Here is a 13632-nt window from a genome sequence, read left to right as displayed (position 1 = left end):
ATAATCATGAGCCGCAAGGTTCTGCTAATTGAGGATGAGCCGAACATCGCCGAGGCCATTCGGTTCCTGCTGACACGCGAAGGTTGGCTGGTGGAAACACATGCCGAAGGCAGCGATGCATTACAGGTCATTCAGGGCGCAAGCCCGGATCTTGTGATTCTTGACGTAATGCTGCCGGGTAAGAGCGGGATGGAGATTTTACGAGACCTGCGCGACGTGGAAGGTATGCAGAGCCTGCCGGTTTTGATGCTGACTGCGCGGGGGCAGTCCCGGGATCGAGAGATGGCCGAAAACGCCGGAGTCAGTCGTTTCATGACCAAGCCGTTTTCTAATACCGAGATGCTGACTGCTGTGCGGGACCTGCACGCGCAGGCAACGCAGTCATGAAACCGGACGAAGACCGTAAGCCTTCGGGTGTCCGGCCTTCGCTGTTTCTGGAACGGCAGAGTTATCGCCGCCGCAGATTGTCTGATGCCGCACGACTGCTGCCCTTTCTGGGAGCGGCCCTGCTGGCCATCCCGTTGCTATGGCCTGACGGTCAAGGCACACAGGAGGGCGTGTCCCTGTCTTCAGCGATCTTTTATATCTTCACGTGCTGGGCGGCGATGATCGTGGCCAGCTTGGTGTTTGGGTTTGCCGCCAGACGCATGCGGGTCCATGACGAATCCGAACCCGAGACGGACCGATGGCAACGCTGAACATTCTGATTCTGGTTTGTCTGGGTTATGTGGTGCTGCTGTTTGGCGTCGCTTTTGCCGCCGACAGGATGGCGGCCGCCGGGCGGGGGGCATGGCTGCGGTCGCCGCTGGTTTACACGCTGTCACTGTCGATCTACTGCACCGCCTGGACCTTTTACGGCGCCGTTGGCAATGCCGCGCGGTCAGGGCTGGAGTTCGTCACGATCTATCTGGGCCCAACGCTGGTCATGATCAGCTGGTGGTGGGGCCTGCGCAAGCTGGTGCGGGTTGGGCGCAGCCAGCGGGTGACCTCGATCGCCGACCTGATCTCATCCCGGTACGGAAAATCCAACACGCTGGCGATCTGCGTGACTATTCTGGCGGTATTGGGTGGCACGCCCTATATCGCGCTGCAGCTGCAATCCATCACCCTGTCGTTTTCGATCTTTGCCGAGGCTGATCCCACGGGCCTTTATCGCGAAGGTTCAAGCGTGTTCTGGGTGGCGACGGGGTTGGCCGTTTTCGCGATCCTGTTCGGCACGCGCAATCTGGACGTCAACGAACGCCACCACGGGGTTGTCACTGCCATTGCGCTGGAATCGGTGGTCAAACTGTTCGCCCTGCTTGCTGTGGGCGCGTTTGTGGTCTGGGGCATCGCGGGCGGTGTCGGGCCGATGATGGACCGCATCGACGCGTCCGAGATCGGCCAATGGAACGTGGACGCCGGGCGCTGGACCACTTTCATCTTTTTGTCTGCCGCAGCCTTTGTCTGCCTGCCGCGCATGTTTCAGGTCATGGTGGTCGAGAACGCGGATGAGGGGCATCTGAGAACCGCCGCATGGGCCTTCCCGCTGTACCTGCTTTTGATGAGCCTTTTTGTGGTGCCCATTGCCGTTGTCGGTCTGGACCTGATGCCCGAAGGCTCGAACCCTGACCTGTTCGTGCTGACTGTGCCGCTGTCTCAGGGCAATGACTGGCTGGCGATGCTGTCTTTTATCGGGGGCTTTTCATCGGCCACGTCCATGGTCATCGTTACAGCGATGGCGCTGTCGACGATGGTGTCGAACCACGTGGTCATGCCGATCTGGCTGAGCACGCAGGAGGGGTCCGGTTCCGTATCCGGCGACGTCAGGAACGTAGTGCTGTTGGCGCGGCGTGTGTCGATCGCCGTGATCATGGCGATGGGCTACTATTACTACCGCTTGTCCGGGGGTGGGGCCGCTCTGGCCTCGATCGGGTTGATTGCCTTTGCTGGTGTTTCCCAGATTTTGCCCGCTCTGGTCGGTGGTCTGTTCTGGCGTGGGGCGACGCGAACCGGTGCCTTGGTGGGGCTGACGGTAGGGTTCCTGCTGTGGGTCTACACCCTGCTGCTGCCCGGGATGGATGGGGTGTTGATGCCCGAGACGGTGCTGCAAAATGGCCCATTTGGTCTGGGTTGGCTGCGCCCGCAGGCCCTGTTCGGGATCGAGGGCATGGACCCGATGGTGCACACCGTGATGTGGTCGCTGTCCCTGAACACCATCGCGTTTTGCGTCGCGTCGTTGCTGAGTTTCCCCAGCCCGCTGGAGCGTTTGCAGGGGGCCCAATTCGTCAACGTCTTCGATCACTCTGTCGCGCCCCGCGGCTGGTCCGGGTCGGTTGCGCAAAGCGAAGACCTGATGATCATGACCCAGAGAATACTGGGTGCAGGCCCCGCGCAGGAGTTCTTTCAGGCTGAGGCAGAGCAGCAGGGCGGACGTTCCAGCCTGCCGGAACCGACCCCTGCGTTTCTGGAACGGCTTGAGCGCGAACTGAGCGGCTCTGTCGGGGCCGCCACGGCCCACGCGATGATCGGTCAGATCGTCGGCGGCTCGTCCGTATCGGTCGAGGACCTGCTGGCCGTAGCAGACGAATCCGCGCAACTGTTGGAGTACTCCAGCCAGCTGGAGGTAAAATCCGCCGAGCTGACTCGTACCGCGCGGCAATTGCGGGAAGCGAACGCCAAACTCACGCAAATCTCGGAACAGAAGGACAGCTTCCTTAGCCAGGTCAGCCACGAGCTGCGCACGCCCATGACCTCGATCCGCGCGTTTTCCGAGATCATGCGCGACACCGAGGGGTTGAGCGGGGAAGAACAGACACGCTATGCCGCGATCATCCACGACGAAGCCCTGCGCCTGACCCGGTTGCTGGACGATCTACTGGACCTGAGCGTTCTAGAGAGCGGGCGGGTCAATCTGAATGTCGGTGACGACACGCTGCGCTCGGTGCTGGACCGGGCCGTGTCCAGCGCGTTGGCCGGGTCCAGCCGGAAGCTGACGGTGCGGCGCTCGAAAACGGCAGAACGTATCCCGCTGCAAACGGATCTGGATCGGCTGGGGCAGGTCTTTATCAACCTGATTTCCAACGCGCAAAAATACTGTGATGCCGATGAGCCGGTTCTGACGATTTCAGCCCATGATGTCGGTGGGCAGGTGGTGATTGATTTTGCCGACAATGGCAGTGGCATCCCGCCCGAAGCCCGCTCGATGGTGTTCGAGAAATTCGCCCGCGTGGGCGTCGACAAGGCCGGCGGTGCCGGGCTGGGTCTGGCGATCTGCCGTGAGATCATGCAGCGTCTGGGCGGAGAGATCACCTATCTGCCGGGACAGGGCGGCGCGGCGTTTCGTGTCAGGCTACCGGTGGCGTATCAACAGGCGGCGCAGTGACGCAATTGTAAAGACATTCGTAACCTGAACCGGGTTAGACCGGATGTCAGATACAGCAATCAACAGCGGTTTTGGGGCATGACGCAGACGGTCAGCGCAGCTTTGGCGCGCAAGCTTTCAGTGGGACAGGAAGAGCAGGGCGACAAGCCGCGTTCGGTCCTGCGCGCGCTGCGGCTGGCCTTTGCCCGCGCCGCCGGGGATCGGTTGCAACTGCCCATGGTCGTTATCGGCGCGAAGCAATCCCATCGGACACCGGACGTATTAGCGGATCACGTCGGGGAGGACTGGTTGCTGTTGCAGTTTGTGACCGGCGACGGGGCGTCAGCAGCCATCTGCATGGATCTGGGGGCGGTTTCAGCCATCGTTCAGGTGCAAACCATTGGCGAGGTTATGGCGGAGGAGCCCACGCCCCGCGCGTTTACCCATACCGATGGGGCGATGGTGGCGCCCTTGATCGAAGATGCGCTCACGCGGGCGGTCGATCTGGTAGAGGCGCCGGGGGACCAATCCAGCTTGTCGGGGTTTGAATTTGCCACGCGTCTCGCTGATTTGCGCACGATGTCGCTGGCCATGGTCGAAGATGCCTATCTGGTGTTTGATTTGACAGTGGAACTGGGCGGCGGTCTGCGGCAAGGGCAGATTTCCATTTTCCTGCCGGACCGGTTTGCCGGGGATGCCGACGAGGCCCCGCAAGAGGGCACCGGCCCAAATCTTGAACAGGCATCGGGGGTGTTGCGGGCCGAGCTGAACACAGTGATCTGCCGCATGTCGTTGCCTCTGACATCCCTGTCTCAGCTCAAGGTTGGGGATGTTCTGCCTCTGACTGGGTCGCGCCTGGACCGGGCAGAGATCCTTACGATTGACCGCACTCGCGCTGCGGTTGGCCGGTTGGGGCAATGTGGAGGAATGCGCGCCGTACGTCTGAATGAATATGCGCCGCTGACAGCGCTGACCCAATCCGAAGCTGCGGAGTTTCTTGAGGCCCGCGCGACCGCAACGCCGCAATCTGACCCGGACAAGCCTACGCGGGCGGAGATATCGCAGATGCCGGTCGCTTTCGATCCGCACGCAACAAACGACATCGAGTCCAACCTGAATTTCGCCGATTCAGATCAGATGGTGGCCGAGATTTCGCAATTGGCCGGACTGAAGCTATCAGACACAGACCCAGGTGCCCTGAGTTAAATCAGTCGGCACCGCCGCGGATCTGATCAAGGGTTGGGCGCAGGTTTTCCAGCGCGTAACCCGCTTTGGTTGTGGCATCCAGTATGTCGTCCGTGCTCATCCGGTCGCATTGACCCAGCGCCCAAACCACGGAGCAGCGTGTGCCCGATGCGCAATAGGCCAGAACCGGCCCGCTGCAGCTTTCGGCCAGCTCGCGTTGTAGGGCCACATTCTCGGGCGTCATGGTCTGGTGCGTCAGCTCCAGAACCTCGTATTCCAGTCCCGCCGCGCGCACCGCTTCACCGATTGCATCCGACTGCATGTTGGCCGGAACCTCGACATTGGGCCGGTTGCAGATCACTTTGACAAAACCGGCCTCGGCAATGGCTGGAACGTCCTCGACCGTGATTTGCGGTGAGACGGCGTAGCGGGGGGTAATCGGGCGAATCTCCATGGCAATTGATTAGGCCGCCTTTGCGACTCTGTCCAGTTGCGCGCCCAATGTCGGCGCCGCGTACATACCCGCAATCATGGCCAGCAGAAAGACAATCCCACCAATCCCGCCATAGCTAAGCGAGGCAAGGGCAGGCCCGGGGCACAACCCGGCCAGCGCCCAGCCCATCCCGAACAGCACCGAACCCAGGATCAGGCGGCGGTCCAGTTCTGGCGCGGTCGGTTGCGGAAACTGGCCTCCAGTCAGGGGGCGTCGATGGGCCGTCAATCTCCAGGCGATCAGCATGGGCAGGATCGCTCCGCCCATCACAAAGGCAAGCGTTGGGTCCCATTGGCCGAAAAAGTCTAGCCAGTTCTGTACCTTGGTGGTGTCGGTCATGCCTGACAGCAGCAGGCCGGCACCGAACAGAGCACCCGCAAGAAGGGAAACAAGCGCACGCATCAGATCACCCCCCAGACATGGCGGAACAAAGTGATCGTCACGACGCCGGCCCCGATATAGATTAGGGTGGCGACGATGCCGCGCAGTGAGAACCGCGAAATCCCGCAGACACCGTGGCCGGATGTGCACCCGTTGGCGATGCGCGTCCCGGCGCCAACAAGCAGACCTGCGATGATTACCACGGTTATATTGCTGGTTAGGTGTGTCTCTGGCGCCGGAGAGAGCAGGGGCCGCAACAACAGGGGTATCCCGATCACGCCTGCCAGAAAGCTCAGCCGATCCAGCGACCGGTCGCTGTTGTCGACCAACCCGCCTAGAATGCCGCTGGCCCCCATGATGCGGCCGTTGCCCAACAGGTAAACGGCGGCGCCGAGCCCAATCAGAAGGCCTCCACCAAGGCCCCATATCCAGTCCATTTGCATTTTGCGTCCTTTGCCGTTCGCGGCCAGAAATTCAGAGTTTGTTCAGCGGAAGCTTCAAAAATACGTCGCCATGTTCATCGGCCGGAGGCATCTGCCCTGCGCGCATGTTGACTTGCAGGGACGGCAGGATCAGGCGCGGCATGGCCAGCGTTGCATCCCGGGCGTCACGCATCTCGACGAACTCTTCGATCGAACGGCCCTGACCGATGTGGACGTTCAGTGCTTTCTGCTCGCCAACAGTTGTCTCCCAGGCATATTCATCGCGCCCCGGGGCTTTGTAATCGTGGCCGACAAAAACCCGCGTCTCATCCGGCAGCGACAGGATTTTCTGGATCGAGTCATACAGCATTGCGGAAGACCCACCCGGAAAGTCGCATCGCGCCGTGCCGAAGTCCGGCATGAAGAGGGTGTCGCCGACAAAAGCCGCGTCGCCGATCACATAGGTCAAACAGGCCGGCGTATGCCCCGGCGTGTGCAGCACGTCTCCGCGCATCTGACCGACATGGAAACTGTCACCTTCGCGGAAGAGGGCATCGAACTGACTGCCATCGCGCTGAAACTCGGTGCCTTCGTTGAAAATTTTGCCGAAGGTCTCCTGAATGGTGACGATCTGATCGCCGATACCAATCTTGCCACCCAATTCCTGCTGCAAATAGGGGGCTGCTGACAGGTGATCGGCGTGGACGTGGCTTTCCAGAATCCAGTCGACCCGCAGATCATTCTTGCGCACATGGTCAATGATCTGATCCGCCGAGCGCGTGCTGGTGCGACCCGAGGCGTGATCAAAATCCAGAACGCTGTCGATGACCGCGCAGGCAAGGCCCTCGGGCTCCTGCGCCAGATATGAAACCGTAAAGGTCTCGGGGTCAAAAAACGCTTTCACAATGGGTGTCATGTGGCCCTCCACCTGTGTCGCCATTTCATATTTTAATTACGGAATGTGTTGTAATCAATATGCGTAATTTGATGCTGGTCAAGGCAGGGAAGTCTCATTATGAGTAAAATTTAGTCAACTCGCTTTTGGACAACCGGAACGGCAGGGCCGACAGGCGGATTCCCGCGCGATTTTCAGGTAATCTGGGCGGGTCTTAAAATGGTCACATAAATCGGAGTAAATGAAGACATTTGGGAGGATGGAAATGTCATCAATCAATTTGTACTCAGAAGCTGAACAACTTGAAAAAAAGCTCAACGGCGCATGCCTTGATACACGGCTTGCCCTTCAGCCAAGCGTGGCCAAAGTGATCGAACGAATGCGTCAGGAGGGTATGCACGTACCGTCGCGTCTGCGCCAGCTGGATGCAGCCCTGTGCGAAGATGCCATGGAGGCGCGCTTTGATAATCTGCCGGTTTAGGCTGGCAGGTTAGCCAAAGGAAATCCCAAGGATTACCACCATCAGGCCAATCACTGACAGAAACAACGACGCCAGATTCCACGGCAGAACACCCTGAACAACGGCGCGCAATTCTTCGTCCGACAGGCCGGATTTGCGCGCCTTCATCACGTGCGCAATACACCAGACCAGGCCCACAAGCCCGGCAAGCGACAGGGCGGCACCGCCCCAGGTGATGAATTCGAACATGGTTCCCCACATGTGCTTGTCACGTTCCTCTGCGCTTAGCCGAGAACCCCCGCGCACACAAGCCCGCCAGCGATTGCGCGCTTGCGGCGCGGGCGGCGGCAATGTATCCGGCATATTGCCCGCTGCCACAGCAACAGAAATCTACCTCTGGGAGAGACGTAAATGGACGACATCACCGAAGATCAGGCCTCTGCCAACTATCGCGTTACCGCAGGTGAACTGCGCCAGTTCATCGAACGCTTCGAACGGCTGGATGCGGAAAAGAAGGACCTGGCGGAACAGCAAAAAGAGGTGATGGCCGAGGCCAAAGCCCGCGGTTACGATACTAAGGTTATGCGCAAGGTGATCGCTCTGCGTAAACGCGATAAAGACGATATCGCCGAGGAAGAAGCCGTGCTGGAAATGTACAAAGAAGCGCTGGGCATGAGCTGAGGCCCAACTGACGGGCCCCTTCAGAAGCGTGAAAAATGTGTGCCCCGCAGGGATTGCGCGATCCGGGGCACGCATCACAGGTCTACTATTCCCGGTCAGGGCGACATTTAAGTGGAAAGAAAACTGGGGCAATTCTGACCGCGCATAGTGCACGCAATGCCCTTGGCCGGATGACTGCGCATTTGCAGTTTCAACAAACCGGATTTTCGAAATACGATCAGGGTTTCAGAACCCGAACTCCGGGAATGGTACCAAGCCGTTCGAGATCCTGCTCATAAAGTTCCGAAAACGCGTCGACGATCTCGGTGCTCCAACCGGGCAGGTCCAGTTCTTCTTCGATTTCTTCCGGCTGAGCGTGATCGTCGAATATTCGAGCCATGTTTTCGTGCAGGCTCGCCTTGCTATGGGTTGCATCCTGACTGGTTAGCGCCAGCACTTCCTTCTGGCCTGTTTCATCCAGCAGCGACAGCAACAGATCGTGCTCGTCTTCCAGGGGTGTGTCTTCGTCCAGATCAGCCAGAGCGCGAATGATATCACCCCAGATAAAAGGGGTGTCTTCGTTGCCCCACAACGTTATCTGAATACCGGGCGCAAGATCCCGGATGTCCTCGATCATGCCAATCCAGTTCAGGCAGCTCAGATCGGTATCCCGAATTGCGTTGGAGCGTACTTCCTCCGGTAGCGACATCAGCAGTTTTGGGACGAAACTCCCTGGGTTTCTCAGCCCCATGAACAGCTCAACCTGGTGGTCGTGAAAGCTTTGTTCCAGCAAAGCCATTCTGCGGCCAGCGAAAGGGTACAGCTGCCCATCCTGTAGCGCCGTTTCCGGTTCGCCTGCAAAACTGCCACTTGAGTAGATTGCCCGCCGGGTGCCATCGCCGATTGGGAGAATGGCATTGATATTCTGCTGGGCGAGGAACTCGGCAGGCGCGTTTTCGAATCTGTCAAATGCTGGCTTGAACACGCGCTTGTATCGCCGGGGACCAAAAAAGGCGGCCCCTTGTGTCGCCAAAGCGGATGCGTTTTTGTTCAACGAGGCCAACACCCGACCCTCGTCGGTGAAAGCTACACCTGCGTGGATAACAACCTGCATCTTCGGTTCTTGCCCCTGCTTTTTGCCCCGCCTGCCGGGTTACAGTCTGCGACCTGAACAGTCAAACCCGCGTCAGTATGTGCGGAAGGATCATTGCACAGTCAGGAAAACCGCCAATCCCTAAGTTGAGATAAAAATATGGGCTTGCAGTCCACAACAAGAGAAAGTAATCGACACCAAGTGCCCCTATAGCTCAGCTGGTAGAGCAACTGATTTGTAATCAGTAGGTCCGCGGTTCGAGTCCGTGTGGGGGCACCACTAATTCCCTAATCAATTTCAATGCATTAGAAGTGACGCGCCCTACGCGGCGTCTGCCGCAGCGTGTCGCGGTGTCGGTTCTGGGGGACATATGGGGGACAAAGTGCACGGTTTTGCTGCTGAATCGGACCTACCACCACTCGGCGCGATGATTTGCCCAGCGCCAATTTTTCACCTTTATAAAATGGCTGATTAATTGTCGGGCTTTGCTGGGTCCGTCCCGGCGTCGTGTGTCGATTGATATCCTTGACCGACGACCGGCAGAAAGCTGGAAGTTGTCGTAGCCAAACCGACCGCCAAAGTTTTGCAACCGGGCCGAGATTTGAGCCCGGTTCCTAACCTAATTTTCAATCATGTTCTACTGTTTTCCGCCGAAAGAGCCAGTGTGACTGATTCCGCCCGGTCCTGAAGTATGGAACGTTCCACCGATTTCGTTAGCCTGAGGACCATAAAATACTCCACCTACGCTGCCACTTGTTCCAGAACCAGTGACATTGGCTGTAAAAGTTGCACCAGAAACACTCCCGGTACCTACGAAATCCAGCTCCGGCGTCGTTTGGATTGTGCCGGTGTTGATATTAACAGCTTGCGTGCCTGAGCTGGAAAAGGTCATGTCTGAGAAATCCGTGGCAACTGAAACCTCTGAACTGGTCAAATATGTCTGGCCATCGGCAAGAGTTGCGACCCCCGTCGTCGCACCATTGTATGTTGCGTTCGTTCCGGTCGGTACGTTTCCGGCTTCTGTTTTTGCCCCAAATGACCCAGCTCCGACTTTTCCTGAGCCGGTGCCTAGTCCAGTCATCCACGCTCCAAAAGTTTGATGTTCGTATCCCTGCGAAGAAGGGTCAACAAAGATACCGATACTCTGCCTATCGGCAGTTTCTGCAAAGATCACGCCCCCCTGAGTCGTAAAGGTGTCGCCGACCAATGTGTCAAACGTGACCGAGGAATCAGAACCGCCTGCGCTCCACCCAAGCAAGTTTCCGTCACTGTTGGTTATACTGGTACGGCCATCTTCCGACACGGTTGCACCAGAAATAGTAGTTTTTCCTGAGTGTACATCAATTGTGTAAGAGGCCGTAACGGTTTGACCATCAAGGCTTAGGGTAACGTTTTGTGGAAGGCTAGGATAACCAGAGGATAAAGGTGTACTGGAACTTGATCCGCTGCCAGAGCATGCTGGCACTAACAACAGCGCGGTGGCTGAAATGAAAAACCGTAGAGTAGCAGGCAGCATAGAAAGTCCTCTATTGCCAAAAGCTAGAATCGCTTTGGTTCTAGGAGGATAAAAAGCTATTTATTAAGTTGACGTTACTTGCCCGTCTTGGGTTGGATATATTTGCGCGATTTGAAGTGCTTTTTATTATTTTAAAGAACGAAGTTTAGCGCCATTTAATTTGACCGTTTCCGAAGAGTCACCATTATCAGATTATCAGGTTCGTGCACGTCTCGGAAATCGGGGAAAGACATGACGTCATATGAATTTACACTCACTCCTGGGGCAATTTCTAATAAAGTAAACATCGAGCATTTTGGTGCCAATTTTAGGGAAATGTTTCCAAATATTGGCGAGGCGTACGACCTATTAGATGTCACAAACTTGCGTTACCCTTCCGGAAGTGCCCAGGAGCAGAACATCACCTTCATGCCGGATGGCGAACTCAATGAACGACTTATCGAGTTTTTAGATTGGGTGGTGGAGCGGAGCACTCCGTTTACGTTGAGTATTCCTGTCGGAGACTTGCTGGCTACACAAGAACAGATGATCGAATTTGTGGATGCTGTGTACCAAAAGCTCGGCCCCGACGGTTATCTCCTGAAAAACTTCGAGATTGGTAATGAATACTGGGATTTTCAGGAAGCTTCGGAGTACGGTCAGGATGCTTCGAAAGCAGCGGAATACCTTTATTATGCAATCGAAGCTTACAATAATACGTCATCTGCTTCCGACTATGATCCTAAGATCCTCGTTCAAACTGCGCCGCCCTGGCACGTGGGGGAGGACAGTTCCATAGATCAGAAAAACATGGAAATCATAAAGTCCTTTGATGCGAACCAAAACTTGTCTGACGGTCTCCAAGCCACTGTAGCTAGCGAAGCAATCGACGGGATCGTTTCTCATTACTATTTTAACAAAAGTTATGAGGATGATAACACTTTTTCCGGTGGGTATTACGAGAACCGCGCTATCGAGTCTCGCACTCGTATGTGGGAGAGTTTTTTTGAAAAGGAACTTGATTATCACGTAACCGAATGGAACGTGCAGAATGCAAATATCGGCCAGCAGGGATTAAAGGCTGCTTCTGTAATACTTGAGCAGTTCGAAACCATGATTAACGCGGGCGTTGATGCCGCTGATGTCTGGTCGGTTTTGAATAGAAACTACAATGCTTTTGCCGGGGGAATAACGGAAGATAGCCCAGTTCATTTCTCGCCCGCCGGTCAGGTTTTCGCTTGGATGAGAGAAAGCCTAATCGATGATAATGGTCAAGGTCTGTCCCTTTTGGACCTCGGCGGGATTCAAGAAAACCATAGGCCCATAGAGATCAACGCTTACACCAACGGCGTGAAGACCATTCTCTACATTTCCAGTAGAACAAATGAGTTTGGGGTCAATGTGGGTTTGAACCTGTCTTACTTGGCTCCCTACAGCACTTTTGCTTCGGTCCGAAAGCTCGGAATTCAGGATGGTAGCTCAGATGGTCTCAGTGATCGAGCGGTGTATGACGACGACGGAAATTTAGTCCCGAACTCGCGGAACAAGCTCCGCGTGATTAGTGAGGCAGAAAAACTGGAGCTAGAAAAACTATTAAAGAATTTGTTCAAATTAGGAATTTTAGACAGCGGAGATATTAGCCCCTATGAGGATGGAACTTTCCGTACCTATTTTCCCCCACCATCCACGATACTACTAAAGCCCGGAATTACTCCTGAAACCGCGACAGGCATCGATGATTTCTATTTTGCAGGTGAAGTCGATGTAACGGTTGAGGTCGAAGAGTATGATTTCGACGATGTGTCCGACATAAATTTTGTTTTGGACCCTTACGAAGTAGTCGAAATCACCTTAGACCCGGGAGACGTATACTATGATAACTACAGTCCTGTATCACTAATTCAGATTGCCAGTGCTGTTGCCAAAAATATCATCAGTGCCACAGATGATAGTGATAGCGACTTTAGCGCCGTTGGCAGCGGTGGCGATGACGCGCTGGAAGGTGGTGGCGGAGATGACACTATCCAAGGAGGAGTTGGGAACGACACTGTGTTTGGAAGTGACGGTGATGACTTTTTGTTTGGAGGTTCCGGCGATGACACTCTCGACGGCGGTAGCGGAGATGACACACTACTTGCGGGAGATGGAAACGACGTTGTAGTTGGCGGAGTTGGCCATGATGTGCTTTCCGGAGGAAAGGGTGACGACATGATTTGGGGAGGGGAGGGACACGACTATTTGGAAGGAGGAGCCAATGACGACGTGCTGGAAGGCGGGATGGGCAACGACACACTAGTTGGTGGCGGAGGTGCCGACGTATTTGTTTTTCGCGCAGGCGAGGGCGTTGATACCATCTTCGATTTTGAGGACGGGCTTGACGTTATCAGAATTGACCAACCTGGGGCGAGCTTTGAGGATCTGACTTTCACCATCCAGGACGGTTCTACAGTGGTAAGCCTCGACGATTCTCCAATTGCAATACTTGCAGGTGCGCCAACAACTCTTTTGGAAGATGATTTCGTCTTTGTATGACGTGCACCCCGCAGATATTTGCGAAACCTGATCAATAAAACTCTTCGGGCGACCAAAAAGCGACAAACTACCGAAATCCTATACCTCAGAATGATAATTTCAATGCCGAGGGTGTTGTAGTAGTTAGATAATTGGGCGCTGAAACTAGACTGGCCCTCATATGCTTAAAGATGGAAGCTATTGATGCGCTAATATCATGCATTCGTTTAGAGTCGAGTTTTGATTTTGAACAATTTGAGCTCTGATCCAACAAAGCATTTATTTCATTTAGAACACAAAACTGATTGTGCGGACTGAATGTGTTTTCGTCATCGGAGTATTCTAACACCAACGAGGTTTCATCGGCGACTGCTATGGCAAGTTCAATAGCAAACCGAACCTCCACAGGTTTAGTTAGTAAAGCTGTCAAAACGGCCATTGCGACAACATCATAAAAGTTGGGTGTTGGTTCGACGCGGCCACATCCGAAAACGGCTTGCGCACCAAAGTCTGCTTGAAGCATCCTCCACGCGACCTCCACTGTAGTTGGGGGTTTGCCCAGTGTTTCAACTACATCCTCAATTTGAAATGGCGTTGTTGTTGTGCAAAACAAGCTTCACTCCCCCTTGGGTTGTGAAGACTTTTTGTGCGCATTTTATGAAAATCAACTTAACGAAAAGCAGGGGGGGTCACT

15 protein-coding genes and 1 tRNA gene are annotated in these 13632 nt (G+C 55.5%); 8 read left to right on the top strand and 8 right to left on the bottom strand.

Annotated features, from left to right (window positions below; translation table 11 throughout):
• Positions 1-6 precede the first annotated feature (6 nt).
• The 4 genes from ACR0KW_RS06750 (at position 7) to ACR0KW_RS06735 (ending at position 4549) form a co-directional block, all read left to right on the top strand.
• Positions 7-387 carry a response regulator transcription factor gene (locus ACR0KW_RS06750; RefSeq protein ID WP_170326800.1) on the top strand — a complete coding sequence of 127 codons (381 nt, stop codon included), beginning with the start codon at positions 7-9 and terminating at the stop codon, positions 385-387.
• Positions 384-698, top strand: a complete 315-nt coding sequence (locus ACR0KW_RS06745; protein ID WP_170326799.1) for a hypothetical protein — start codon at positions 384-386, stop codon at positions 696-698. The genes ACR0KW_RS06750 and ACR0KW_RS06745 overlap by 4 nt, the downstream gene beginning before the upstream one ends.
• Positions 686-3364, top strand: coding sequence for an ATP-binding protein (locus ACR0KW_RS06740; RefSeq protein ID WP_480804312.1), 2679 nt, complete (start codon positions 686-688; stop codon positions 3362-3364). Before ACR0KW_RS06745 ends, ACR0KW_RS06740 begins: the two co-directional genes overlap by 13 nt.
• A 78-nt stretch (positions 3365-3442) precedes the next feature.
• Positions 3443-4549: a FliM/FliN family flagellar motor C-terminal domain-containing protein gene (locus ACR0KW_RS06735; RefSeq protein ID WP_480804311.1), complete on the top strand. Its 1107-nt coding sequence runs from the start codon at positions 3443-3445 to the stop codon at positions 4547-4549.
• A gap of 1 nt (position 4550) precedes the next feature.
• Here ACR0KW_RS06735 and ACR0KW_RS06730 read toward each other — a convergent pair whose 3' ends face one another.
• Genes ACR0KW_RS06730 through ACR0KW_RS06715 form a run of 4 tightly spaced genes read right to left on the bottom strand, consistent with a single transcriptional unit; the run spans position 4551 to position 6740 of the window.
• A complete protein-coding gene (locus ACR0KW_RS06730) occupies positions 4551-4982 on the bottom strand; it encodes a protein tyrosine phosphatase family protein (RefSeq protein ID WP_480804310.1) in 432 nt (143 codons plus the stop codon).
• A gap of 9 nt (positions 4983-4991) precedes the next feature.
• Positions 4992-5423 (bottom strand): DUF6691 family protein, encoded by a 432-nt coding sequence (locus ACR0KW_RS06725; protein ID WP_480804309.1) that lies wholly within the window; start codon positions 5421-5423, stop codon positions 4992-4994.
• Positions 5423-5845 carry a YeeE/YedE family protein gene (locus ACR0KW_RS06720; protein ID WP_480804308.1) on the bottom strand — a complete coding sequence of 141 codons (423 nt, stop codon included), beginning with the start codon at positions 5843-5845 and terminating at the stop codon, positions 5423-5425. The genes ACR0KW_RS06725 and ACR0KW_RS06720 overlap by 1 nt, the downstream gene beginning before the upstream one ends.
• A gap of 31 nt (positions 5846-5876) precedes the next feature.
• Positions 5877-6740, bottom strand: a complete 864-nt coding sequence (locus ACR0KW_RS06715) for an MBL fold metallo-hydrolase (RefSeq protein WP_480804307.1) — start codon at positions 6738-6740, stop codon at positions 5877-5879.
• Positions 6741-6984: 244 nt separating this feature from the next.
• Between ACR0KW_RS06715 and ACR0KW_RS06710 the strand changes: the two genes are divergently transcribed.
• Positions 6985-7200, top strand: coding sequence for a hypothetical protein (locus ACR0KW_RS06710; protein ID WP_480804306.1), 216 nt, complete (start codon positions 6985-6987; stop codon positions 7198-7200).
• Positions 7201-7209: 9 nt separating this feature from the next.
• Here ACR0KW_RS06710 and ACR0KW_RS06705 read toward each other — a convergent pair whose 3' ends face one another.
• Positions 7210-7428 (bottom strand): hypothetical protein, encoded by a 219-nt coding sequence (locus tag ACR0KW_RS06705; protein ID WP_170445090.1) that lies wholly within the window; start codon positions 7426-7428, stop codon positions 7210-7212.
• Between the two features lie 162 nt (positions 7429-7590).
• Here ACR0KW_RS06705 and ACR0KW_RS06700 point away from each other — a divergent pair, with 162 nt between their 5' ends.
• Positions 7591-7860 (top strand): DUF2312 domain-containing protein, encoded by a 270-nt coding sequence (locus ACR0KW_RS06700; RefSeq protein ID WP_170326790.1) that lies wholly within the window; start codon positions 7591-7593, stop codon positions 7858-7860.
• A gap of 217 nt (positions 7861-8077) precedes the next feature.
• Here the strand turns inward: ACR0KW_RS06700 and ACR0KW_RS06695 are convergent, their stop codons facing one another.
• Complete coding sequence (locus tag ACR0KW_RS06695) at positions 8078-8953, bottom strand: hypothetical protein (protein ID WP_480804305.1); 876 nt, start codon at positions 8951-8953, stop codon at positions 8078-8080.
• A gap of 182 nt (positions 8954-9135) precedes the next feature.
• Between ACR0KW_RS06695 and ACR0KW_RS06690 the strand changes: the two genes are divergently transcribed.
• A tRNA-Thr gene (locus ACR0KW_RS06690) sits at positions 9136-9211 on the top strand.
• A 358-nt stretch (positions 9212-9569) separates the two neighbouring features.
• On the opposite strand, the gene ACR0KW_RS06685 is transcribed toward ACR0KW_RS06690, so the two are convergent.
• Positions 9570-10448, bottom strand: coding sequence for a transferrin-binding protein-like solute binding protein (locus ACR0KW_RS06685; protein ID WP_480804304.1), 879 nt, complete (start codon positions 10446-10448; stop codon positions 9570-9572).
• A gap of 231 nt (positions 10449-10679) precedes the next feature.
• Here ACR0KW_RS06685 and ACR0KW_RS06680 point away from each other — a divergent pair, with 231 nt between their 5' ends.
• Positions 10680-12959 carry a calcium-binding protein gene (locus ACR0KW_RS06680; protein ID WP_480804303.1) on the top strand — a complete coding sequence of 760 codons (2280 nt, stop codon included), beginning with the start codon at positions 10680-10682 and terminating at the stop codon, positions 12957-12959.
• 85 nt (positions 12960-13044) lie between these two features.
• On the opposite strand, the gene ACR0KW_RS06675 is transcribed toward ACR0KW_RS06680, so the two are convergent.
• Positions 13045-13461, bottom strand: a complete 417-nt coding sequence (locus tag ACR0KW_RS06675; protein ID WP_480804302.1) for a hypothetical protein — start codon at positions 13459-13461, stop codon at positions 13045-13047.
• Positions 13462-13632: the final 171 nt, after the last annotated feature.

The sequence above is a fragment of the Ruegeria sp. CG11 genome (genome assembly GCF_056537245.1).
This window is presented reverse-complemented; position numbering and strand designations above follow the sequence as displayed.

Coding starts and splice junctions, on each gene's coding strand:
- ACR0KW_RS06750 (WP_170326800.1), top strand. CDS start 7: ATGAGCCGCAAGGTTCTGCTAATTGAGGATGAGCCGAACATCGCCGAG.
- ACR0KW_RS06745 (WP_170326799.1), top strand. CDS start 384: ATGAAACCGGACGAAGACCGTAAGCCTTCGGGTGTCCGGCCTTCGCTG.
- ACR0KW_RS06740 (WP_480804312.1), top strand. CDS start 686: ATGGCAACGCTGAACATTCTGATTCTGGTTTGTCTGGGTTATGTGGTG.
- ACR0KW_RS06735 (WP_480804311.1), top strand. CDS start 3,443: ATGACGCAGACGGTCAGCGCAGCTTTGGCGCGCAAGCTTTCAGTGGGA.
- ACR0KW_RS06730 (WP_480804310.1), bottom strand. CDS start 4,982: ATGGAGATTCGCCCGATTACCCCCCGCTACGCCGTCTCACCGCAAATC.
- ACR0KW_RS06725 (WP_480804309.1), bottom strand. CDS start 5,423: ATGCGTGCGCTTGTTTCCCTTCTTGCGGGTGCTCTGTTCGGTGCCGGC.
- ACR0KW_RS06720 (WP_480804308.1), bottom strand. CDS start 5,845: ATGCAAATGGACTGGATATGGGGCCTTGGTGGAGGCCTTCTGATTGGG.
- ACR0KW_RS06715 (WP_480804307.1), bottom strand. CDS start 6,740: ATGACACCCATTGTGAAAGCGTTTTTTGACCCCGAGACCTTTACGGTT.
- ACR0KW_RS06710 (WP_480804306.1), top strand. CDS start 6,985: ATGTCATCAATCAATTTGTACTCAGAAGCTGAACAACTTGAAAAAAAG.
- ACR0KW_RS06705 (WP_170445090.1), bottom strand. CDS start 7,428: ATGTTCGAATTCATCACCTGGGGCGGTGCCGCCCTGTCGCTTGCCGGG.
- ACR0KW_RS06700 (WP_170326790.1), top strand. CDS start 7,591: ATGGACGACATCACCGAAGATCAGGCCTCTGCCAACTATCGCGTTACC.
- ACR0KW_RS06695 (WP_480804305.1), bottom strand. CDS start 8,953: ATGCAGGTTGTTATCCACGCAGGTGTAGCTTTCACCGACGAGGGTCGG.
- ACR0KW_RS06685 (WP_480804304.1), bottom strand. CDS start 10,448: ATGCTGCCTGCTACTCTACGGTTTTTCATTTCAGCCACCGCGCTGTTG.
- ACR0KW_RS06680 (WP_480804303.1), top strand. CDS start 10,680: ATGACGTCATATGAATTTACACTCACTCCTGGGGCAATTTCTAATAAA.
- ACR0KW_RS06675 (WP_480804302.1), bottom strand. CDS start 13,461: ATGCTTCAAGCAGACTTTGGTGCGCAAGCCGTTTTCGGATGTGGCCGC.